The following is a 21,140-nucleotide window of genomic DNA, read 5'->3' on the forward strand; positions in this document are numbered from 1 at the left end:
ACCTTGCTTTTTTCATAGTTTCAAAAATTTGTTTGACATTCGAATAAATTCTAGAATTCTAGAAGAGCCAATGCAAACACAAAATGCACTTTGAAGTTCAAGAGGTATTTCATGTCCCGCCTGCGTCTCCTGACCCCTGATGCCCAATACCCAGACGATGCCTTGATCGAACGGGCCACGGCGGGTGACGATGTGGACTGGGATATTTACCGCGAGCGCTCTCCCGAGCAGTTGCCTGAAGAAGTTCTGCGGTCGTGTGATGCGATGGTGGTCTGGCATGAAATGCCGGTTTCACCCCAGCTCATTTCAAAGCTGGACCGGTGCAAGATCATTGTGAGAGCCGGTGTCGGATTTGACCACATCGACCTTCAGGCAGCCGCCAATGCAGGCATTCCGGTGTGCAATACACCGGACTACGGCACCAGCGAAGTTGCCGATCATGCCATAGCCCTGATGCTCACCATGCGGCGCGGTATCGCCAGCTATCATCGCAACCTCATGCAATCGCCCCAAGACGGCTTTGACCATGCCCGGGCGCCGCTGCTGGCACGGTTGCGCGGCAAAACGTTCGGCGTGATCGGCCTCGGACGGATCGGCATTGCCACGGCGCTTCGGGCCAAGGCCTTCGGCATGCGCGTTCTGGCATATGATCCGCTGGTGTCCCGCGGTACCGAGATCGCCGCAGGCGTGGACCGGTGCGACCATCTCGAAGAGCTGCTGTCCCAAAGCGATGTTGTCAGCCTGCATTGTCCGCTGACGGCGGAAACCCGCAACATGATCAACGCCGAGCGACTGTCGATGATGCAGCCGCATGCAATTCTGATCAACACGGCACGCGGCGCGATCATCGACGTGAACGCGCTTCTGGACGCCTTGCGACGGCAAACGATCGCAGGTGCCGGGATCGACGTGCTTCCGGTCGAGCCGCCTTCCAAATCCGATGAAATCGCCCTTGCCTATGCCAATGGGACCGATCCGATCGTCGGTGAGCGCTTGTTCGTGACGCCCCATGCGGCCTGGTCCAGCCCGGAAAGCGTTGCCGACGCGCGGCGCCTTTCAGTGGAAACGGCCATGCAGTTCCTGCGCGAGGGCCGCCTTCGCAACCTCGTCAATTCGCCGGTCACGCCAGCCCTCAGCGGGGCGGCCTGACGCAAAGCTCCTGCGGGACCTGCAACCCGCAACATGATCCGAGGACATGGGATCACCAAACATGTCCAATTCAGGGAGGAAAGTATGAAAGTGACGTTTTTCAAGACGTTCATCGCAGCGTGCATGCTCAGCAGCACCTCGGTCGTCGCACAGGATTTCGAATTGACATTCCAGTCGGTCGATCCGGCCGGAAACCCGAACTTCGCCATCCAGCAGGCCTGGACAGAACGTGTAAAACTGATGTCAGGCGGCCGGTTGTCGATCGAGCTTCTGCCGGTTGGCTCGGTTGTCGAATACAATGAAACCCAGGACGCAGTCGGCAATGGCATTCTGGACGGCCACATCACCGACGTCAGCTATTTCTCCGGCAAGGATCCTGCGTTCGGGCTGATTGCAAACCCCATCGGCGCCTGGGCGGCACCCGACGAAATGTTCCGCTTCATCAACTACGGCGGTGGCTATGAGCTGATGAACGCGCTTGAGGAGCCGTATGGTCTTCATTTCATCGGCGCCACCACCACGGGTCTTGAAGGTTTCGTTTCCAAACGTCCTCTGGACGGGGTCGATGACCTGAAAGGCCTGAAGGTACGGGCCCCGGAAGGCCTCATTCAGGAAGTCTTCGCTGCCGCCGGCGCGGTTCCGGTCAACCTGCCCTATTCCGAGGTTTACACAGCGCTCGACAAGGGCGTTATAGACGCTGCAGATTCCACCGTCTTTTCAACCAACCACCAGCAGGGCCTGCACAAGGTTGCCGAACATCCTGTCTATCCGGGGTTCCATTCCATGCCTCTGGTGGAAGTTTCCATGAACCTCGACAAATGGAACGCCCTTCCCTCTGATCTTCAGGAAATCCTGACAGTCTCCGTTCGTGACTTTGCGCAGGATGCGGTAGCCATCTTGTCGATGAACGACCTGAAGACCTATGCGGAAGCGACTGCTGACCCGAACATCACCGTTCACAACTGGTCGGCAGAAGAACGGGCGAAGTTCCGCAGGATCGCGATGGACCAGTGGGCCAAGGTGGCAGCGCGCTCCGACAATGCCCAGAACGTCTATGAGACCCTGACCTCCTATCTCGACAGTCAGGGCATGTTGAAGTGACACATGTTTTCGGGCGCTGCCTCAGCGCCCGAATTCCTCCTTCGAACTTTTGATAAGCCACAACCGGCAAGCAGCCTTTTGAAGGCGTTGCCTCGGACATATGCGTCCGGGAACCGGACAACCGCGTCTGGCGCCGACACGCTGCCGTCTGCCGACCGGTTTCAAGGGACGATCGGTAACGCTCCTGGTCGTTGTGGTTGATCCCCCATTCTCAGACTGGAGTGGCTGTCCATGCCTCTGCCGCCAGAACGTGCCTCAGTGCCGGATCAGGCCGAACCTCTTGTGCCGGCTCAGGAATATTTGCCTGAATCTGGCCGATTGGGTTGGGCCATCACCCGCCTTGCCCGATTGTTCGCGGTTGGAATCATCATCGCCATGGCGGTGCTGGTCGTCGAAATCTTCCTTCGATATGTCTTCAACTCGCCCACTATCTGGGCGCATGAAACAACCACCTTCCTCAGTGCCGTCACCTTTATCTTCGGTGGTCTTTTCTGTGTCGCTCGCAATTCGCACATCCGGGTCGTGTTGATTTACGACGTGGTCAGCCGGCGCGCACGCAGGGTTCTGGATGTGCTGATTTCCATGGCCAGTCTGCTGGCGTGCCTGTTCTTTGCCTGGGCATCCTGGCTCATGGTCAAGAAAGCGATGTTCCGTCCGGATGGGTCCTTCTTCCTGGAAACCAGCGGCAGCGCCTGGAACTCACCCGCGCCGGCCCTCCTGAAGATCTTCCTGCTCGTGGTGATGGTCACCATGAGCATCCAGTTCCTGATCCTGACGGTGAATTACCTGCGCCGACCACTCCGGACAGGGGGAGACGGCGATGCTTGACCTTCTCGATTTCGGCCTGAACCTCAAGGCACTTGACATCGGTTGGGGCACATTGGTGATGTTCGCCCTTCTGGTCGGACTTCTTCTGACCGGCATGCCTCTTGCCATGGTGACCTTGCTGGTTGCCCTTCTTTTTGCAGTTGGCTGGTTCGGACCGATGGCCGTTCCGTTGATCACCAGCCGCGTCTACAGTTTTGTCTCGTCCTTCGTCTTCATTTCAGTGCCCATGTTCGTGCTGATGGCAGCGATCCTCGACCGGTCCGGCATTGCCAGGGATCTGTTCGACGCGATGAAACTCGTCGGCGGACGGCTGCGTGGGGGCGTGGCGGTCCAGACCATATTCGTGGCTGTTATTCTGGCTGCAATGAGCGGCATTATCGGCGGGGAAATCGTGCTCCTGGGTCTCGTTGCCCTGCCGCAGATGCTGAGGCTTGGCTATGACCGCCGCCTGGCGATCGGTGTTGTCTGCGCCGGTGGTGCGCTCGGCACAATGGTGCCTCCGTCCATCGTTCTCATCATCTACGGACTGACAGCAAACGTCTCTGTCGGAGACCTGTTCACAGCGGCGTTCGTCCCGGGTTTCATGCTGGCGGGGCTTTATATCGCCTATATCCTGTTCCGTTCGTACACCGATCCCAAGGTCGCGCCTCCCCCGCCCGAAAAACGGATCTCGCTTTCAGAACATCTGCCCCTGCTGCGCGGCCTGGTCTTGCCGATGGCGGTGGTGTTTGTGGTCCTGGGTTCGATCTATGGCGGCATCGCCTCGGTGACGGAAGCCTCGGCCATCGGGGTCGCCGGCGTGATCGTGTCGACCATCCTGCGGCGGGAGTTTTCCTTCTCCATGTTGCTGGATGCGTCGATGCACACATTGGCAACCGTCGGCATGATCATGTGGATCGGCATCGGTGCCAGCGCCCTGGTGGGCGTCTACAACCTGATGGGCGGCATCCGTTTCATCTCCCAGCTCATCACGGGCATATCCGACAATCCGACAGTCATCATCCTGTTTATGATGCTCATTCTCTTCATACTCGGAATGTTTTTGGATTGGGTCGGGATCGCACTTCTGACGATGCCGATCTTCGTGCCCATCATCAGGGAACTTGGCTATGACCCCGTCTGGTTCGGCGTCTTGTTTGCCATGAACATGCAGGTGTCTTTCCTGACACCACCTTTCGGGCCAGCCGCATTCTATCTGAAGAGCGTAACACCACCCGAGATTTCCCTCGGAGAGATCTTCCGGTCCCTGGTTCCGTTCATCGCTCTTCAGGTCATTGCGGTAGGGCTTTTGGTGATGTTCCCGGCCCTCGCACTGCACTGACGCACTTCCCTCAAGAATGGAAATCGAGACGACCTCATGAGACGCAGGTTAGACGGCGAATACGACTACCTCATCATAGGAGCCGGAACGGCCGGATGCGTGCTTGCCAATCGCCTTTCGGCAGATCCGGCCAACAGGGTTCTGCTTCTGGAAGCGGGCGGCAAGGATAGCTACCCCTGGATCCATGTTCCGGTCGGGTATCTCTACTGCATGGGCAATCCGCGTACGGACTGGATGCTTCGCACGGAAGCCGATCCAGGACTGAACGGCAGGTCTCTCGCCTACCCGCGGGGGAAGGTCCTCGGCGGATGCAGCTCCATCAACGGCATGATCTACATGCGCGGTCAGGCAGCCGACTACGACGGCTGGGCGCAGATGGGAAACACCGGCTGGAGCTGGCAGGACGTGCTGCCCTACTTCGTGCGGTCCGAGGACAGACCGGACGCGGATGGCAGGCTGCATGGTGCGGGCGGAGAGTGGAAGGTCGCGCGGCAGCGGTTGAGATGGGACCTGTTGGATGATTTCCAGAGTGCCGCAAGCGAAATGGGCATTCCCCGAACGACCGATTTCAACGCAGGAGACAACGAAGGCGCAGGTTATTTCGAGGTCAACCAGAAAGGCGGCCGCCGCTGGAGTTCTGCACGGGGCTTCCTGAAACCGGCGCTGAAGCGCGGCAATCTGCGGCTTTTGACCGGCGCCACAGTCGAGCGGATCATCCTGGACGGTCGCCGCGCCACGGGCGTTGCCTTCAGTTGCGCAGGACAGGAGCTCATAGCCACGACCGGAAAAGAAGTCCTGCTTGCGGCGGGAGCCGTTCAATCTCCCGCGCTGCTTGAACTGTCAGGCATCGGCCGACCGGAGGTCATCAGGAAGGCCGGCATTGATGTGGTGCATGCCCTGGATGACGTCGGTGAGAACCTCCAGGACCACCTTCAACTGCGCATGGTTTTTCGGGTCCGCAATGCCCGGACCTTGAACCAGGTCGTCAATTCGCTCTCAGGCAAAGTGTCGATGGCCGCCCAATATCTGTGGTCGCGGTCAGGCCCGCTTTCCATGGCGCCCAGCCAATTCGGCATTTTCACCCGCAGCAGCCCGGACGTGGCGACGCCCGATCTGGAGTATCACATTCAGCCTTTGTCGACTGACCGGCTCGGCGAGCCTCTGCATCCCTATCCGGCCGTCACCGTTTCGGTCTGCAATCTCCGGCCGGAAAGTCGTGGTACGGTGCACATCGCTTCCGGCAGCCCTGATACCCAACCGATAATAACACCGCGCTATCTGTCTGCTCCTGATGACAGGACGGTTGCACTCAGGTCCTTGCGTCATGCCCGCGCGTTGCTGACCATGCCTTCCTTGAAAAAATACGAGCCGGAGGAAGCTCTGCCCGGCCCCGACGTCCGGTCCGATGAAGCGCTCATGCGTGCTGCGGGCGACATCGGGACAACCATTTTTCATCCTGTCGGAACCTGCCGGATGGGTGTCGATGACAAAGCCGTCGTCGACCCGGAACTGCGGGTGCGCGGCATTGAAGGACTGCGTGTCGTGGATGCTTCGATCATGCCGCGCATTGTTTCCGGCAACACGGCATCACCCGTCGTGATGATCGCCGAGAAAGCCGCGGACATGATCCTGCTTTCTGCCTGACAAAAATTCCCCAAGAAACAGAACCACGAGGATTTCACATGAAGTTTCTTCGCTTTGGCCCGTTGGGCCAGGAAAAACCGGGCTGTGTTGATGCCGAAGGCCGCATCCGTGACCTGTCCGCGCACATAAGCGACCTGACGCCCGAAACACTCACAAAAAGCACCCTTTCTGCCCTGAGTGCCCTGGACGCCGCAAAGCTACCGGTCGTGGATCCGGACGTGCGCCTTGGCGCTTGTGTGGGGGGTGTCCGGAATTTCTACGCAGTCGGGTTGAACTATGCCCGGCACGCAAAGGAAACAGGCAATCCAAATCCCTCCGAGCCGGTGCTGTTTTCCAAATCCACCTCATGCATCAGCGGTCCGAACGATCCGATCATTTTGCCGAAGGGATCTGAAAAAACCGACTGGGAAGTCGAACTGGGTGTCGTGATCGGCAGCGAATGCCAATACGTTCCAGAGCAGGACGCGCTGGAGAAGGTCGCCGGCTATTGCCTCATCAACGACGTCAGTGAGCGGTCCTATCAGATCGAGCGCGGTGGCCAGTGGATCAAAGGCAAATCCGCACCAAACTTTGGCCCGATTGGTCCCTGGCTGGTTACACGGGACGAGATCCAGGACCCGCAGGACCTTCGATTGACGCTCTCGGTGAACGGAGTGATGCACCAGGACAGCTCAACCGACGACATGATTTTCACGGTGGCGAAAATCATCTCCTACATGTCCAATTTCATGCGTCTGATGCCCGGTGATGTCATTGCCACAGGAACGCCGGAAGGCGTAGGCCTTGGGCTCAATCCCCCGCAGTTTCTCAAGCTTGGTGACGTTGTCGATCTAAGCATCTCCGGCCTTGGGACACAGCGACAAACCGTTGTCTCCCAGCCGGCTTGATTGACGGGCTTCCTATCAAGTCTTGCAAGGGGCAATCCCGTCGCGCTGTCACCCTTGGCCGGATAAAGGCATGTTGGACGCCGTCCGAATGTGGCTGAGAAGCCTCCGGCTTTGGCGGTGTTCTTCTCAGCCACTCATCATCGATATGAATCCGTCCCTACGCATCGATTCCAATCATTCATTGGACCGCTGTTTGAAGATCTTTGAAAATGAGGTCATGGAACCAGATGACGATCTCCTTCTCCTCAAGCGCGTGGACCCCGGCCGGAACATGAACCGGTTCTACCACCTGTCGGTCGAGCCCACCCTGTTCGGCGGATTTGCCGTTCGCCGGACATGGGGACGCCTGGGCACCTGGGGTCGAACGCGGCTTGATCTGTTTGCGGATGTGTCATCGGCTCTGGCGCATCAACAGAAGCTGGCGGCACAAAAACACAAGCGCGGGTATCGCCCGGAATGAGGCTGTGGCGTTGTGCCTGATCCCTGTTCCATGGGATCTTCCTCGGGCAGATCACTCAATCAGACGTCACAGGATACCCCAGGCCCTGTATCTGTCTCGGCCTGTAAGCTCACGGGGGAGCGCGGGGCCGAGTTGGCGGATCATGCGGTCGACGGCGGCGGCGGTGACACCCAGGTCCTGACGGGCCATGGGTATGGTCACCAGGGGCCGGGACAGGAACATCCGGGCAAACTCCGGCAGCCTGGAGTGGCTTCGGCAAGACTGGCAATGGCGAGCCAATTGCTCCTGGGCAATTGATAGCCGGTCCAGCTGATCCATGGTTTCCTGGGCGGCTTTTTCAAAACCGGACAGGAAGCCGGCGATACGCACCTGGAACGTGTCCTTGCGGCGCCAGCGAAAGGGCGACTTTCGCAATCCCGCTGACAGGCTCGGCAAATGAGACGTGGTCACCTGCGCTTTCAGGAAGACCGCCGACAGCAGGCGGCCAAGTTCTGGCCATCCGTCCAGCGGCTGCAGCACCTGCCATGCATCAAGCAAAATTGCCGCCGCCAGAACGGGCGGCAATTTCAGGGCTTCAGCTTCCTTTTTGACAGTGAGCCAGTCGTCCAGACGGTCACCCCGTTCCGAAAACCGAGAGAAGTGTACGGAAGGTATATCTCCGGATTGGCGGGACGAGACAGGTCGTTCCGGGACGTTTCCCTGCGCCAGATGTCTGGAGCGTTCCAGAACGGCGTCGATCTCGGCAAAGAGATTTTTTTCGGTGTCGGCAGTGTCCTGTTGGGCCGAGGTTGAAGCGGCAGGTCCCCTCCCCTCCCCCGAGCTTCGGCTCGTCGTTGTCTCGAACTCGGCGTCATCTGTCGGCCGGCCTACAAGTGTCAGAAGACCGTCCCGGCTCAAGACACTGTCCGGGGTTTGCCGGTCGACCCGTCTGCGGAGCGCCAGGAACCTGGCGGCCCGGGTCAATTCGTGGGTGGGCGCGCGTCTGTCGGTGCCGGCGTCGTGCAGAACAAGGTCCTCCAGATGAACGAGGTCTCCATCGAGGGCCATGGAGGCACATGTCTCAAACAGGTGGGACCGGCTGCGCACACCGTCTTCCAGCGCAGGTGTCCGGCGCAATCTCTCGTCAGCTCGGGTCAGGGACCGGGTGGCGCGATCGAGCGGGTCGGCCAGATCCAGCCAATCCAGTGATTTCAGGGACTTGCGAAGATCGTAACTCATTGACATCGGCTGATAATATTTCATTAACGATAATCAACAAGCAAAAAAGTATCATCACATGGATATCAGTCAACTAAGGATCATAAGCAATGATAATTAAAGCTTATCGATGGTTAGACTTTTCAGCGACCTCATGCTAGACATTGGCCCCTGTCCCGACCCGCAAAAGCCTGTCAGCCATGCCCGAAAGCCCCCTCCCCGCGCCCCGTCTCTCGTCGCAGCCCGCACGAAACGAGGCTGCACGGAACGAGTCTGTGGATCAGGCAATGCGCGACAAGGTAGAAACCCTCGACACGTTGTCCGCCATTCTGCCAGCCCTTGCCGGGTCAGACCGGGCAGAGCAGCTGGCCCGGCTTCTGACCGATGAGGACATCGACACCCTGCGCCACCTTGCCAGGGAAGGTATGGGCGAGAATTCGCTGCGGGCTCTGACTTCCGACTTTTCCTATCTGGAAGGCTGGTGCCTGGCGGCAACCGGAAGCCTCCTGCCCTGGCCGGCACCGGCGCCACTCATTCTCAAGTTCATCGCCCATCACCTGTGGGATCCGGACAAGAAGATGTCTGATCCCAGTCACGGGATGCCTGACCACGTGGCGCGGGCTCTGGAGGCGCAGAAGCTCCTTAGAACTCAAAAAAAGTCAGAAACCCTTCGACCCTCGCATGCGCCGGCGACTGTGCAGCGGCGGTTGGCTTCCTGGTCGACCTTGCATCGCTGGCGGGGTCTGACGGGAGACTTCTCCGCGGCGGAAGTGCGCTCCGCCATGCGTCTGGCTGTTCGTGTCGCCGACCGGCCGCGGGCGCGGAAAAGTCGCAAGGCCATCACGGCCGATTGTCTGGAGCTTCTGCTCGCGACATGTAACGGCACGGACTACGCCGCACCAAGCCTGATGGACATTCGAGACAGGGCCTTGCTGCTGGTCGGGTTTGCCTCCGGTGGCCGTCGGCGCTCAGAGTTATCCGGAATGCGGTTTGGTCAGATCACCTGGGAGGACTTCTTGCCTCTGGATCCGAGTGACCCGGGGAGCGACCTCCTGCCTGCCGCCAGCCTGCGACTGGGGCGCACCAAGACGGAAGGATTTTCGGACGACAATTCGGTTCTTTTGATCGGACGCAGTGTCGATGCGCTGAAGACCTGGCTGGAAGCCGCCCAGATTCAGGAAGGTGCCGTCTTCCGTGCGATCGATCAGTGGGGCAACCTGAAAACCCGCGCCCTCACCCCACAATCGGTGAATGCTATCGTCAAGAAACGCTGTGCGCTTGCCGGTCTGGACCCGCAGGACTTTTCCGCGCATGGCTTGCGCTCAGGCTTTCTGACGGAAGCGGCCAACAGGGACATTCCGATCCAGGATGCCATGCTGCAGTCCCGGCACAGGTCCCTCGCCCAGGCGTCCAGCTATTACAGCGATGCCGGGCGCAGCAGACGGCGGTCGGCCAGATTGTTGGGGTGATGTTCAACGCGAGAGAAGCTCATGAGGGAGATCCGGGCAGGTCTTGAAAGTGGCCCGTCCGGATCATTTCTCCTCAATCATTAGCTGATCCATCAGTCGCGTTGAACTCCTTAAAAAACAGTTAATAAACTCTCATATTCCCTTGCGGCATACAAGCGACGAGAGGTTGTTGTCATGGCCAAGGTGCATCCATTTCGTGTTGTGCAGACTTCGGCAGGCTCTGTTTGCTGCGAGGTCGTTCCTAGGGCTGGCGTTTTGCATTGCACCGGACTGGCGCGCAATTTTCCAATGTTGTTCAGCGAGGCATGATCATTGAGCGTAATGATTGGTGTGTGCCATTGCACGTAATGCCTCTCTTGGTTGTCGTTTGAATTCTGTTCGCAGGGCCGGCGGTCAGGTCGAAGCCATCAAGTCTGTATTCATCTTTCAGAAAACAGGTCGTCCTGTTCCTGTCAGGCCGGTTGCACAATTTCAGTAGCTGGCGTTTGCAGGACATGTATCTGGCAGCTCCTAAAAACGTGGCAACTTACTCCCCTCTTCATTCGGTCCATTCTCTTCAAGATTTCGTTCGGATCGGGGAAGGCTGATTGGGGAAGCAAACAGGAAACTAAAGTTTGGTCGCATAGCCACAGTGGGTTTCACTAACACAGGTTGAGCTATATTGGGCCAACAAGGGAGCCGTCGGCTTGGTCCATGCTTGTGTTGCCGGTTCATTGGTTCCCGGTCTGAAAAAACTTAGTAGTGCGATGCCGGAGAGCTCTCGGACAGGCTCGGCTAACTGATTGCTTTTTTGGGATTTGCTAGTTGTGTGAAACGGCCTTTAGCGCAGAAGGGTTCGTTCTGTGGGTATAGCGCCCTCCCCCGATGAGATGAGCTTCTTAGCTTGAAGAAGTTTTCTTCAAGCGCCGCGTTGTTTTCGTTGGACTAATGATCTCTGATCCGGAGTCCGGTTGTTGTCATACAGTCGGTTCGTCGTTCAGCCTTGAATTGAAACTGCCGAATGATTGAGCTCTTTATTGACACGTGGTTTGCGGAAGGTGTTTCGGAGCACACATTGGTGGATGGAGCGGTAGACGGGTTGGTGCTGGATGAGCAGATGTTCCGGGTGTTTCGGCTGGATGCATTGTGAGAAGCGGAGGCTTGTGTCTCTAGCTAGAGGTCGCGTTACTTTCATCGTTCGGTGTCACCTCCCTGCCCGCTCTGTTTCTGTCCTGACGCGCTTCAAAAAAGGAATATCGAGACAGTCCATGCCTTCCGGTGCTCGTTATGCCACGGGCCAACTTTTCGTCCGATGCCTTGTACAGCTTGAGGTGGTTTTTGATCTCTTTTTTCTTGAATTGGGTGGCGCGATGTTCTGGTTCTGAGAATTCTCGCCGGAAACCGAGCGGCATCTCTGTGAAAGGACTTTCTTCGGAAGGTCCAAGGCCTGGGGGGGATTTTGATGGCCAACGGCAATGTGGTGCCTGTTCAGAATTTTCGGTAGTTTCAGGTTCACAGTCGCCGACGCCTCGTAACGTTCGCAAACGTTTCAGACGCTGCCATGGGCAAAGCGTTGTGAATATAGCAATTGCTATATCAGCTGATTTTTCCGGGTGTGGGGTATGATCCTTCAGTGTTAAAAGTCGCTCCGCTAGAAATTATAGCAATTGCTATATTTGACCGGTGCCGTGCTGAGCGTTCGTAGAGGCACAAAGAGCCTGACGCCAATTTCGTCGATTGTTCGGCCATGATCGTGGTTTGTAATGCAGGTATTCCAGGCGAACAGTCCTGCGATACGTGGCTAAAATACGCGGCAAAAAAAATGGGCGGACGTCCATGAGGGCGGCTCGTCAGATGTCGGGGCCTGACCTTACTCACGAAGATTTTTCTGGCCGATTGGGCAACGAGTGCCTGGTGGGCTCTTAGATGATCGCCGGCTTTTTGATTGGAACCGATCTGGCCAGAAGCTTTTTGTGTGCCTGCTGTATTGCAAATCCCCGGAGAGGGGAGGGGGTTACAAACCCGTGAACGCATCCAGGCCACCAGTTTCCCGGGCCGCTTGCCGGGCGCAGTCAAACAGAGCCTTTCTGTCCTCGGGCTTGTGCATGAGGCCGAGATTTGTGACCGTCGTCATGACGCAGGCAATCTCCTGCTGTGCATCAAACACCGGCACGGCCTGCCCCGTAATACCTGGTAGCAGGTGGTCGGTCAGTTCGGCCCAGCACTCGGCGCGAACGGTCTCGAGGATCTTGCGCGAGGATGGTTTGCCTCGGAAATGAGGGGGCTGCAATTTCCTGGCAACGTTGATCTGGCTTTCGGGAAGGAATGCCTGGAAGACCAGACCGCACGCGGAATTGTCGACCGGCAGGACGTCACCAAGCCCGACGGAACTGATCGAAAAAAGTGCGCTGCGATACCAGCGCACGACTGTTGGGCCGCGCTCGGTCCAGATGGCGATGCCCGCACTTGCAGCGTAGCCACTGGCGAGTTGCTTCGTGTGCCTTGCCGCGATCTCTACAGGGTTTACACGTTTCAAGGCGCCAATTCCGATACTCAGCGCAGTCGGGCCAAGATCGTAGTGCCCGGTCTGGGGGTCTTGCATGACGAGCCCCTCCTTCACCAGGCTTTGAAGGTATCGGTGTGCGGTCGGGCTGCCGGTGCCGGCCTGTTTCGCGATGACACCAAGTGCCATGGCTTCGGACCCATTGGCCAGGATGTTCAAGAACCGCGTGGCAATGGAAACGGATTGAATGTTACCGGAGCGTTTGGGTGATTGTCCGGTCATTTCGCCATCTGTGTCTTCACTCATTGCCTGGCACCTTAATCGACAGATGCCTGGATTCGTCGTGCAACCAATCTGAATATTTCGACAACGCACACCCCTCCCATCTCACCGACAGGGTATTTGGCAACCGTTGCAAGTTCAATCGTGATTGCAGCAGATTTTCCGTTCAAATTCAGTTTGTTGACTGAAGGTGTTGCCAGTTCGCCACATTTATTTATGAGTTTTATACTCATGTTGAAATGTGTAATGAGTTCTGTATAGTGAAATTCAGTTGATCCGGTCACCGGCGGCTGGGGCAAGCATGAGCCGCAACCGGTGACAGGGTCGTCTCTCCCCAACCGCTCGTGGGCAAGGCTTTTCCAGCTCGCGCAGTCACAAAGTCATCAGGATCAAGAGATGAAACCGACTCGTATTGCGACGATGCTTGGCAGCACCGCCGTGTTCACCGTTTCACAGATGGTTACCAGCATCGCATGGGCTCAAGATGCAGGAACCGGAACTGCTGCAGACGTAACTGTCCTCGATACGATCCTCGTGAGCGGCGAGAAAATTTCGCGCAGCCTTCAGGAGACGGCCAGCTCGGTTGAAATCATTACGGGGGAGGATCTGGAAACACGGCCGGATGAGGAAAATGTCCAGAGCGCCATTCAGGACGTTCCCAACGTCTACTATCCCGGCACGGCTGGCGTTGCGCCCATTATCCGCGGGCAGGATACGCAAGGGCCAAACACTGGCGCGGTCGCGTTTTATTCAGGTACCGTTCCTCGGGCGTCCATCAACATAGACGGACACTACCAGACCTATTTCGAAACTGTGTTCGGTGCGACATCGATCTGGGATGTGGATCAGATCGAAGTGTTCCGGGGCCCACAGACAACATCTCAAGGTGCGAACAGCATCGCCGGTGCGATCATCGTTAAGACCAAGGATCCCACGTTCACGCCGGAAGGTGCGCTGCAGGCTGAATACGGCAGCTACAACACTCACCGTGTGTCAGGCATGCTGAGCGGACCGCTGAGCAGCCAGCTCGCCGCCCGTGTCGCGCTGGACTACTACGGCCGTGACACGTTCATCGACTATATCAATTCAAGCTTCACGGATGACGAGACCAACCTCGACATCATGTCCTTTAATGGACGGGCGAAGTTGCTCTATACGCCTGACGCCATCCCGGGTCTGACGGCAAAGCTCACCTATGCGACCGCTCAGAACAATCAGCCGACATATGAAGCTGCGACAGTCCAGCCCTACGACCGGCTTGAAAACAGCCAGGCAAACGTGCCGAGCTTCTATTCCCGTTCACACACCGGGATCGCAGACCTTTCCTATGAGTTCGAAAACGGAATTGTCGTCAGCAACGTCACCCAATACACCGATCTGGAAGTGAAGCGGAGCGTCGAAACCGTCGGCAACGGCGATGCGACCATCGACCAGCAGAACTGGTCGAACGAGACCCTGGTGAACTTCGGAACGCAAGACAGCACCTTCAGTGGTGTTGCCGGCCTTTATGCAGCTCATACACAGTCAGACGAAACCCTGCTCTTGCCCTTCAACGGTTCGCCGGATTTTGAGGATTCCAAGACCAATCTGGGTGTATTCACCGAGATCGATTACCGGATCAGCGATGCTTGGACGCTGACAGGCGGTCTGAGGTTCGAGAGCGACCGGATCAAGCGTACCGGACTGTCGTCGACGGTTGCCCCCAGGCCCGTGGATTTCGATTACGACGAGACCTTCAACGCGCTTCTGCCGAAGATTGCGCTCGCCTACAACATCACGCCGGACGTTACCGTGGGCGGCCTTGTCAATCGGGGTTTCAATCCAGGTGGTGTTGCCTTCGACTTCCTGAATGGACAAGCCCTGCCGTTCAAGGCGGAGACGTCCTGGAACTACGAAATTTTCGGCCGAGCCAATCTTCTGGACGACAAACTGTTTGTGTCCGCAAACCTTTTCTACACCGACTATCACGACTCCCAGCGTTACTTCCAAACGGTGTTGCCTGGCAGCAGCGTGACGCAGCTCCTCACGTTGAACGCGGAACGGGCCCACGCCTATGGTCTTGAAGTGGCGATGAGCTACCAGGTCCTGGACAATCTGCGTGTGAATGCCAATGCCGGTGTGCTTCAGAGTGAGATCTCCGAATTCGACACGCTGCCGTCGGTCGAAGGCAATGAATTCGGCAAGGCTCCGGGCTATATGCTGGGCTTTGGTGTGGACTGGAGTGTGCTGGAAAACCTGACCCTCTCGGCAAATGTCGAGCATTTCGACGGGTACTATTCGGACGATCTCAACACGCCGGCTTTTCAGGTCGATCCCTATACAATCGCGAATGCACGGGCGACCTACCAGGTTCACGATCATTTCCAGCTCTATGGCTACGTGAACAATATCTTCGATGAGCGTGTTCCGACCTATCTCGAGAACCGGCCGGGAGTCGCTTCCTTCGCCACCATGACGGCACCGCGCATGTTCGGCATTGGTGCAAAGGCAACGTTCTAAATCAGGCTTCACGACACAATTCTGCCGGCGGCTGGGGAAACCTTGCCGCCGGCAGAACATTGATTGCTTAAGAAACTTAGCCGTTTAAATATCTATCTGATGCGAACCGATTTTCCGCGCGAGAGGGGAGGGGAGTGGCTGCATCAACCTGCCAGCCTGAATTCCAGAATGCTGACGGGGCTGGCCGTCGGTGTTATGGAAAAAGTCTCAAAACCTGCCTTCGCCAACAGCTCGGTAAATTCTTCGGCCGTCCGCTCCCTGCCACCGAGCTGCGTCATCATGAAGATATCCTGGGACGATCCGCGGGCGTCGGCAGCAGCGGCGCTGGTCATCATGTCGATCAGGTAAAGGCGCTCTTTTCCGCTCAGGGATTGGCTGGTGTTCTGCAGGATGGTGATCGCAGCTTCGTCGTCAAAGTCATGGAAGACCCGGCTGAACAGATAAACATCGGCACCACCTGGTACATGCTCGAAGAAGGATCCGTTTTGAGTAGTTGCCCGGCCGTTTGACCGCATCCGCTCGAACAACGGATCGTGGTCTTCAACACCGCGCGGAAGCTCGAACAGAGTTCCCGTGGTTTCCGCGTTTCTGTCCAGAATTTGTGCCAGAAACGACCCGTTGCCGCCGCCGACATCCATGATCCTGGTGCCTCGTGCGAATGCCAGTTTGTCGACGACGACAGCACCAATGCCTTTTGAGGCCCCGTTCATCTGGTCGTCGAACCGTTTTTGCGCTGCCTCATCCTGTGCGTGCCAATCGAAAAACGCGGAGCCATGGGCCAGATCGAAGGCAGTCGTACCGGTTCGCAGTTGTTCGGGCAGGTTTTCCCAGCTTCGCCAGAGCAACGGGTCGAGTTCACAGGCCACCCAGTTGTGCAGGCTCTGCGGATGCCCCGGCACGAGGTGGCGGGTGACAGGGGAGGGGAGGTAATGCCCCTGGGCATCCAGGGAAATCACCTCTTCATTGACCAGGTGCCTGAGCACTCGTTCCAGGAGACGGGGCTTTGTTCCAGTGATTTCCGCAAGCTCTCCCAGCGATCTCGCCCGCTCGACCAGGAGTGAGGGTATCCCGAGCTCGACAAGAGCACGAATACATTGAGACGTACGATATGCCGTGATCTGTGCCATCAGCTTGAAGGGCGGAACGGGGGCCGGGTGTTCGGAAGGTGTGGGAGCTGGTGCTGTCAATTTCGCAATCCTTGTAAATGAAAATTTGCCGGAGGGTCCGGCTCAATGGAGGGCAGGGGAGGGCGCTGGCTGTTAGGCGCCCAGGGTCGCGCCTCCATCGACCACGATGTCCTGCAGCGTTATGTGCCCGGCCTTGTCGGATGCAAGAAACAGCACGGTCTCGGCAATATCGTCGGTCGTGGCTACCTTTTGCAGAGGAATGCCGAGTTTGAACCGATCCGGTTGGCCCGCGACCAGCTGCCTGTAGCCGGATGCTCCACCCGCCATTTCGCGCAGCATCGGTGTATCGGTCGAACCCGGCGAGACAAGGTTGCAACGGATGCCGAAGGGCGCGAGTTCCAGCCCGATGCAGTGGCTGAGGCTCGCCATCGCCGCCTTGGACGCGCAATAGGCAGTCATGCCCGTGCGAGGCACATGCGCCGCATTGGAGGCAATGTTCACGATCGCCCCGCTTTGCCGTTCCTTGAACACCGGTATCCATTGGCGTAGCAGGTAGAACGGTCCGCTGACGTTGACGTTCATACAGGCCTGCCAATCCTCTAGCGACAGATCCTCCGCCGCCCCGGTTCGCAGGACACCGGCGGCATTCACCAGGATGTCCGGGTACCACCGGTCCGTCATGAGCCCGCTAGAGATCTTTTCAACCTGACGGGCATCGGCAAGGTCGGCTGTGAGAATGCGAAATGGCAGGGTGTTGTCGCCGGCCTGTCTGTCGAGACCAAGGACCGTGGCACCCTCGTCACAAAACCTTTCGGCGATGCGCCGACCGATGCCGCTTGCGGCACCGGTTACGAACACGCGCTTGCCTGCGAACTGCCGAGTTGACATGTCGGAGCGCTCTGCTGTGTCAGGCTGCAAGGCGCTTGCTTTCAATGAGCGCCCACCAGCCGTTCAGGGTCGGGACACGCGCCAGTTCGTCAAAGCCGACCACAATGCCGCGTTCCTTCAGTTCACTGGCAAGTTTCATGACCTGAATGGAATCGAGGCCATAGAAAATCAGGTTTTCTTCCGGATCGAGATCGGCGTCGTCTTCGATGAGCTCCAACACGCGGCTGTGCAGCCAGTCCCGCATCGGCTCAGACTTCTGGGCTGCACCTGTGAGGCTTGCCGTATCTGTGACCGCACCACAGCGGGTGGCGACATATTTCAGGGCCATCTTGTGTTCGGCCTCGGAAAAATCGGCAACCGCATCGCCAATCATGAAGGCCTGAATGTCGTTCATGAACGCATCCGCAACAGTCATCAGGCAGCCGATGTGTGCGTAGATGCCACCGACGATCAGTTGATCGCGGCCAAGGGATGCCATGCGGGCCTTGAGGTCGGATCGTTGAAATGCACTGTAGCGCCATTTCGTCAGAACCACGTCGTTTTCGCCGGGCTCCAGTCCCTTGACCACCTGCTGCAGGGCCGGGTCGGCCACGGTCAGGCCGGGACCCCACATGTCGTTCAGGAGTGCTCGGTCTTCCGGCGGCTGGTCATGAGGCTGAGCCGTGTAGATGACCGGGGCGTTGTTGGCGTAGGCCCAGTTGCGAACACGCTGCAGGTTGGCGATCAACCGCGTCATCAGTTCGCCGTCGGCGTTGTAATACCGCAGGAAATAATCCTGCATGTCGTGGATCAGGAAGACAGCACGAGCGGCATCCGGTTTCCAGCCGGTCTTGTTCGCCGGAAAGTCCTTCGGCATCGGGTAGTCGGAAATTGTCGGGATGGTCATTGGGAACCTCTACTGTGTCAGAGCGGGAGTGAATTTCTGCGCGAGATCCATGCGCAGTTTCTTCTTGTCAGGTTTGCCGAAGGCTGTAAGGGGAATGGCGTCCGCAAAACTGAAGCGGTCAGGCAGCTTGTAATCGGCAACTCCGAGCGACATCAGGTGCCTGCGAAGAGCAAGCGGCTTGATGCAGGAGTTGTCCGAGACAATGACAGCGCAGCTTTTCTCGCCGAGTGCCGGATCCTGGATGGCGACAAGGGCCGCTTCACGCACATCAGGATGAAGCAGAAGCAGGCTTTCCACCTCTTCCGCGGCTATCTTCTCGCCGCCCCGGTTGATCTGGTCCTTTACCCGTCCAACCACCCGCAGATAACCTTCACCGGTGCGGCACACCAGGTCACCGGAATAGTAGAACCCGTCCTCATCGAAGACGTCGGCATTGTGTTCCGGGCTTCGAAAGTAGCCGCGGAAGGTGTAGGGACCACGCGTCGCAAGTCTGCCCGTTTCGCCGTCGGGAACAGGTTGCCCGTCTTCTCCGACAATCTTGATTTCGTCGTCAGGGCTGATCGGGCGTCCCTGGGTCGTGAAGACAAGCTCATCCGGATCATCCAGACGGGTGTAATTCACCAGTCCTTCCGCCATTCCGAAGACCTGTTGCAGCTTGCAGCCAAGTATCTGAGGAACCAGACGCGCATGGGACTCAGGAAAATGTGCGCCGCCCACCTGCAGGAGTTTCAGGCTCTCCAGCGCATTGCGATGATCAGGCGCTGCCTGAAGCCAGAGATTGACGGCGGAAGGCACAAGACCGGCCATGGTCACCTTGTGTTTGCGAATAAGCTCGAAACAGGCAAGAGGTTCCGGATTGGGGGCGAGCACGACGCAGCCACCGGCATGGAACACTCCGAGTGCGCCTGGTGAACTGAGCGGAAAGTTATGCCCGGCCGGCAACGCGCAAAGAAACCGCGTTTCGGGTGTCAGGTCGCAAATTTCCGCGCTGGCCCTGACGCTGTAATCGTAGTCGTTGTGTGTGCGTGGGATCAGCTTCGGTGTACCCGTGCTGCCGCCGGACAGTTGGAAGAAGGCGACTTCGCCTGGGGGTGTCGGGCCGTAATCGGGGGCAACGCCTTCCGGAGCACTTTCGATCCAGTGTGACAGGCTGGAGGCGGGATCTGCTTCGTCCATAAGAAGAACAGTGAGAGCACCGTCCTGCATTTCCTGCAGGCTGCCGATGAAGTCTTCCGTCCTGAACAGCTCATGTTGGCGGCTGGCGATCAAAAGTTTCGGTTCGATCTGCCGGGCATAGGCCGTCATCTCGTGACGTCGATGGCTGTAAAGCGCGTTGACCGGTGCAATGCCGGCCTTCAGCAACGCAAAAAAGGCGATGTAGAACTCGGCGAGGTTTGGCAGCTGCACCAGTGCGGTGTCACCGGGACCCAACCCTTTTGCCACCAATCTTGCAGCCAGATTGGAGGACAGCCGGTCGAGTGCGTCATAGGAAAGGGTTCGTTCGCCGCACACGATCGCCGGCGCGGCGGGACGCGTTTGCCTTTGTTGATCCAGAATTCGGGTCAATGGCTGATCGATCCAGTAGGCACAGGAGCGGTAATGCGCTGCCAGTTCCTCTGGCCAGCGCTGAAATTCGACGTTCATTGGAAAACCTGATTGTTTGGTAAGGTCAGGGGCTCAGGCGGCGAGGCCGCAAGCCTTGAGCATGGTACCCAGTTTGGTCTGGACTTCGGCCCATTCGCAGTCCGGTTGAGAGGCCTCAACGATGCCGGCACCTGCGAAAAGCCGCACTACGTCACGCTCAACGATGCCGCAGCGGATGGTGATGGCCCATTCGCCGTTGCCCTCGGCATCGCACCAGCCGACAATTCCGGTGAAAAGCCCGCGTTCGAAGGGTTCGACAAATCGGATGAGACGGTGAGCCAGCTCTGTCGGATATCCGCAGACAGCAGGCGTCGGATGCAGGAGGCATGCTAGCTGCAACACGGTCATCGACGGGTCGTTCAGCTGTCCCTCGATCCTGGTGGACAAATGCCACAAAGCCGCTGTGCCAAGAAGCGACGGCTGATCCGGCACATCGATCTGTGAGCAATAGGGTTGCAGCAATCGGTGAATGTCCTCCACGACCAGCCTGTGCTCATAGCGATCCTTTTCGGAACGAAGCAATTCAGTGCCGGCGTCCTTGTCGGCGGCGAGTTCGGGCAGGCGCCTGGTTGACCCCGCTAGCGGGTTAGACGTGAACGAGCGGCCGCTCTTGCGAATGAGCAATTCCGGACTGACGCCGATCATCTCGCTGCCATCCGGAAGTGGCACCTGGAACTGATAGCCGTCGGTGTTCTGAGCCCGCAGGCTTGTCATGAGCCGCTCGACATCGACAGGCTCTGCAAATTGCAGTTCCCGTATGACCGAAAGAACGGCCTTGCGGACATCACTGTGCTGGAAGTTGACGATGGCGTGTTGGACGGCCCGTTTGAAGCCGGCCTCATCCGGATAACTCCGCTGTGCGAGCAGCTCCGGCATGATGCGTTTGGAGACGGCGCCTCCGTTCGGCTCCTTGCAGGTGCGCCATTCATGGCGTTCAGGCACATAGAGGCAGGACACCTCACCGAGATCGAACGGAATGGCACCAACGACAATCGGGTTTTCCTGGCCAGCATTGCGGGCGCGTTCCAGGGCTGCGCCAACCGTGGCTTGAAACAGGTCCCCCGAAGTTTTTCCGGACCGGGCCGGGACGGCAATCCGCTCACGAATTCCATCTGCATGCAGTTCGTTTCCGCCTGAAGTGAACAGAAATTTTCGCTTGGGATCAGGCTGGATGGCCACGTCTTCGTGACGCATCACTCTCGCTCCGGTTGCCATGGAGCATCTCCTATATGAATGGTTGACCTGCTTCAATACTTGAGTATGATACTCATGTTTT

General features: G+C 57.9%; 17 protein-coding genes. 10 read left to right on the forward strand and 7 right to left on the reverse strand.

Features of this window, described 5'->3' with window-relative positions; translation table 11 throughout:
* Nucleotides 1-111 precede the first annotated feature (111 nt).
* From B0E33_RS28820 to B0E33_RS28850, 7 genes are all read left to right on the forward strand, one after another.
* Nucleotides 112-1,149, forward strand: coding sequence for a C-terminal binding protein (locus B0E33_RS28820; RefSeq protein WP_077294005.1), 1,038 nt, complete (start codon nt 112-114; stop codon nt 1,147-1,149).
* Between the two features lie 84 nt (nt 1,150-1,233).
* On the forward strand, nt 1,234-2,250 hold the full coding sequence (locus tag B0E33_RS28825; protein ID WP_022999513.1) for a TRAP transporter substrate-binding protein: 1,017 nt from the start codon (nt 1,234-1,236) through the stop codon (nt 2,248-2,250).
* 231 nt (nt 2,251-2,481) lie between these two features.
* Nucleotides 2,482-3,078, forward strand: a complete 597-nt coding sequence (locus tag B0E33_RS28830; RefSeq protein WP_077294008.1) for a TRAP transporter small permease subunit — start codon at nt 2,482-2,484, stop codon at nt 3,076-3,078.
* Nucleotides 3,071-4,399: a TRAP transporter large permease gene (locus tag B0E33_RS28835; RefSeq protein ID WP_077294011.1), complete on the forward strand. Its 1,329-nt coding sequence runs from the start codon at nt 3,071-3,073 to the stop codon at nt 4,397-4,399. The genes B0E33_RS28830 and B0E33_RS28835 overlap by 8 nt, the downstream gene beginning before the upstream one ends.
* A 36-nt stretch (nt 4,400-4,435) precedes the next feature.
* A complete protein-coding gene (locus tag B0E33_RS28840) occupies nt 4,436-6,043 on the forward strand; it encodes a GMC family oxidoreductase (RefSeq protein ID WP_077294015.1) in 1,608 nt (535 codons plus the stop codon).
* A gap of 38 nt (nt 6,044-6,081) precedes the next feature.
* Nucleotides 6,082-6,930 carry a fumarylacetoacetate hydrolase family protein gene (locus B0E33_RS28845; protein WP_077294018.1) on the forward strand — a complete coding sequence of 283 codons (849 nt, stop codon included), beginning with the start codon at nt 6,082-6,084 and terminating at the stop codon, nt 6,928-6,930.
* Between the two features lie 217 nt (nt 6,931-7,147).
* Complete coding sequence (locus B0E33_RS28850; protein WP_055661078.1) at nt 7,148-7,390, forward strand: WGR domain-containing protein; 243 nt, start codon at nt 7,148-7,150, stop codon at nt 7,388-7,390.
* 66 nt (nt 7,391-7,456) lie between these two features.
* On the opposite strand, the gene B0E33_RS28855 is transcribed toward B0E33_RS28850, so the two are convergent.
* Entirely contained in the window at nt 7,457-8,608 is a 1,152-nt protein-coding gene (locus B0E33_RS28855) for an RHE_PE00001 family protein (RefSeq protein ID WP_228148161.1), read from the reverse strand.
* Nucleotides 8,609-8,874: 266 nt separating this feature from the next.
* Between B0E33_RS28855 and B0E33_RS28860 the strand changes: the two genes are divergently transcribed.
* Entirely contained in the window at nt 8,875-10,056 is a 1,182-nt protein-coding gene (locus B0E33_RS28860; protein WP_077294024.1) for a tyrosine-type recombinase/integrase, read from the forward strand.
* A 1,000-nt stretch (nt 10,057-11,056) separates the two neighbouring features.
* Entirely contained in the window at nt 11,057-11,185 is a 129-nt protein-coding gene (locus tag B0E33_RS31535; RefSeq protein ID WP_265733581.1) for a hypothetical protein, read from the forward strand.
* A gap of 864 nt (nt 11,186-12,049) precedes the next feature.
* Here B0E33_RS31535 and B0E33_RS28865 read toward each other — a convergent pair.
* Nucleotides 12,050-12,844 (reverse strand): IclR family transcriptional regulator, encoded by a 795-nt coding sequence (locus tag B0E33_RS28865; RefSeq protein ID WP_156912564.1) that lies wholly within the window; start codon nt 12,842-12,844, stop codon nt 12,050-12,052.
* A gap of 372 nt (nt 12,845-13,216) precedes the next feature.
* Between B0E33_RS28865 and B0E33_RS28870 the strand changes: the two genes are divergently transcribed.
* On the forward strand, nt 13,217-15,319 hold the full coding sequence (locus B0E33_RS28870) for a TonB-dependent receptor (RefSeq protein ID WP_156912565.1): 2,103 nt from the start codon (nt 13,217-13,219) through the stop codon (nt 15,317-15,319).
* A gap of 143 nt (nt 15,320-15,462) precedes the next feature.
* Here the strand turns inward: B0E33_RS28870 and B0E33_RS28875 are convergent, their stop codons facing one another.
* The 5 genes from B0E33_RS28875 to B0E33_RS28895 all read right to left on the reverse strand — a co-directional run bounded on the left by B0E33_RS28875 (nt 15,463) and on the right by B0E33_RS28895 (nt 21,058).
* Entirely contained in the window at nt 15,463-16,506 is a 1,044-nt protein-coding gene (locus tag B0E33_RS28875) for a methyltransferase (RefSeq protein ID WP_156912566.1), read from the reverse strand.
* 72 nt (nt 16,507-16,578) lie between these two features.
* Nucleotides 16,579-17,334 (reverse strand): 2,3-dihydro-2,3-dihydroxybenzoate dehydrogenase, encoded by a 756-nt coding sequence (gene dhbA / locus B0E33_RS28880; RefSeq protein WP_077294575.1) that lies wholly within the window; start codon nt 17,332-17,334, stop codon nt 16,579-16,581.
* A 19-nt stretch (nt 17,335-17,353) separates the two neighbouring features.
* The gene (locus B0E33_RS28885) at nt 17,354-18,220 is read right to left on the reverse strand and encodes an isochorismatase (RefSeq protein ID WP_077294033.1); all 867 of its coding nucleotides are present in this window, start codon (nt 18,218-18,220) and stop codon (nt 17,354-17,356) included.
* A 9-nt stretch (nt 18,221-18,229) separates the two neighbouring features.
* Nucleotides 18,230-19,864, reverse strand: coding sequence for a (2,3-dihydroxybenzoyl)adenylate synthase (locus B0E33_RS28890; protein ID WP_077294036.1), 1,635 nt, complete (start codon nt 19,862-19,864; stop codon nt 18,230-18,232).
* A gap of 33 nt (nt 19,865-19,897) precedes the next feature.
* Nucleotides 19,898-21,058 carry an isochorismate synthase gene (locus B0E33_RS28895; protein WP_228148165.1) on the reverse strand — a complete coding sequence of 387 codons (1,161 nt, stop codon included), beginning with the start codon at nt 21,056-21,058 and terminating at the stop codon, nt 19,898-19,900.
* Nucleotides 21,059-21,140: the final 82 nt, after the last annotated feature.

The sequence above is a fragment of the Roseibium algicola genome, from assembly GCF_001999245.1.
Taxonomy (GTDB): Bacteria; Pseudomonadota; Alphaproteobacteria; order Rhizobiales; family Stappiaceae; genus Roseibium; species Roseibium algicola.

Coding starts and splice junctions, on each gene's coding strand:
- B0E33_RS28820 (WP_077294005.1), top strand. CDS start 112: ATGTCCCGCCTGCGTCTCCTGACCCCTGATGCCCAATACCCAGACGAT.
- B0E33_RS28825 (WP_022999513.1), top strand. CDS start 1,234: ATGAAAGTGACGTTTTTCAAGACGTTCATCGCAGCGTGCATGCTCAGC.
- B0E33_RS28830 (WP_077294008.1), top strand. CDS start 2,482: ATGCCTCTGCCGCCAGAACGTGCCTCAGTGCCGGATCAGGCCGAACCT.
- B0E33_RS28835 (WP_077294011.1), top strand. CDS start 3,071: ATGCTTGACCTTCTCGATTTCGGCCTGAACCTCAAGGCACTTGACATC.
- B0E33_RS28840 (WP_077294015.1), top strand. CDS start 4,436: ATGAGACGCAGGTTAGACGGCGAATACGACTACCTCATCATAGGAGCC.
- B0E33_RS28845 (WP_077294018.1), top strand. CDS start 6,082: ATGAAGTTTCTTCGCTTTGGCCCGTTGGGCCAGGAAAAACCGGGCTGT.
- B0E33_RS28850 (WP_055661078.1), top strand. CDS start 7,148: ATGGAACCAGATGACGATCTCCTTCTCCTCAAGCGCGTGGACCCCGGC.
- B0E33_RS28855 (WP_228148161.1), bottom strand. CDS start 8,608: ATGAGTTACGATCTTCGCAAGTCCCTGAAATCACTGGATTGGCTGGAT.
- B0E33_RS28860 (WP_077294024.1), top strand. CDS start 8,875: ATGCGCGACAAGGTAGAAACCCTCGACACGTTGTCCGCCATTCTGCCA.
- B0E33_RS31535 (WP_265733581.1), top strand. CDS start 11,057: ATGATTGAGCTCTTTATTGACACGTGGTTTGCGGAAGGTGTTTCGGAG.
- B0E33_RS28865 (WP_156912564.1), bottom strand. CDS start 12,844: ATGAGTGAAGACACAGATGGCGAAATGACCGGACAATCACCCAAACGC.
- B0E33_RS28870 (WP_156912565.1), top strand. CDS start 13,217: ATGAAACCGACTCGTATTGCGACGATGCTTGGCAGCACCGCCGTGTTC.
- dhbA (WP_077294575.1), bottom strand. CDS start 17,334: ATGTCAACTCGGCAGTTCGCAGGCAAGCGCGTGTTCGTAACCGGTGCC.
- B0E33_RS28885 (WP_077294033.1), bottom strand. CDS start 18,220: ATGACCATCCCGACAATTTCCGACTACCCGATGCCGAAGGACTTTCCG.
- B0E33_RS28890 (WP_077294036.1), bottom strand. CDS start 19,864: ATGAACGTCGAATTTCAGCGCTGGCCAGAGGAACTGGCAGCGCATTAC.
- B0E33_RS28895 (WP_228148165.1), bottom strand. CDS start 21,058: ATGCGTCACGAAGACGTGGCCATCCAGCCTGATCCCAAGCGAAAATTT.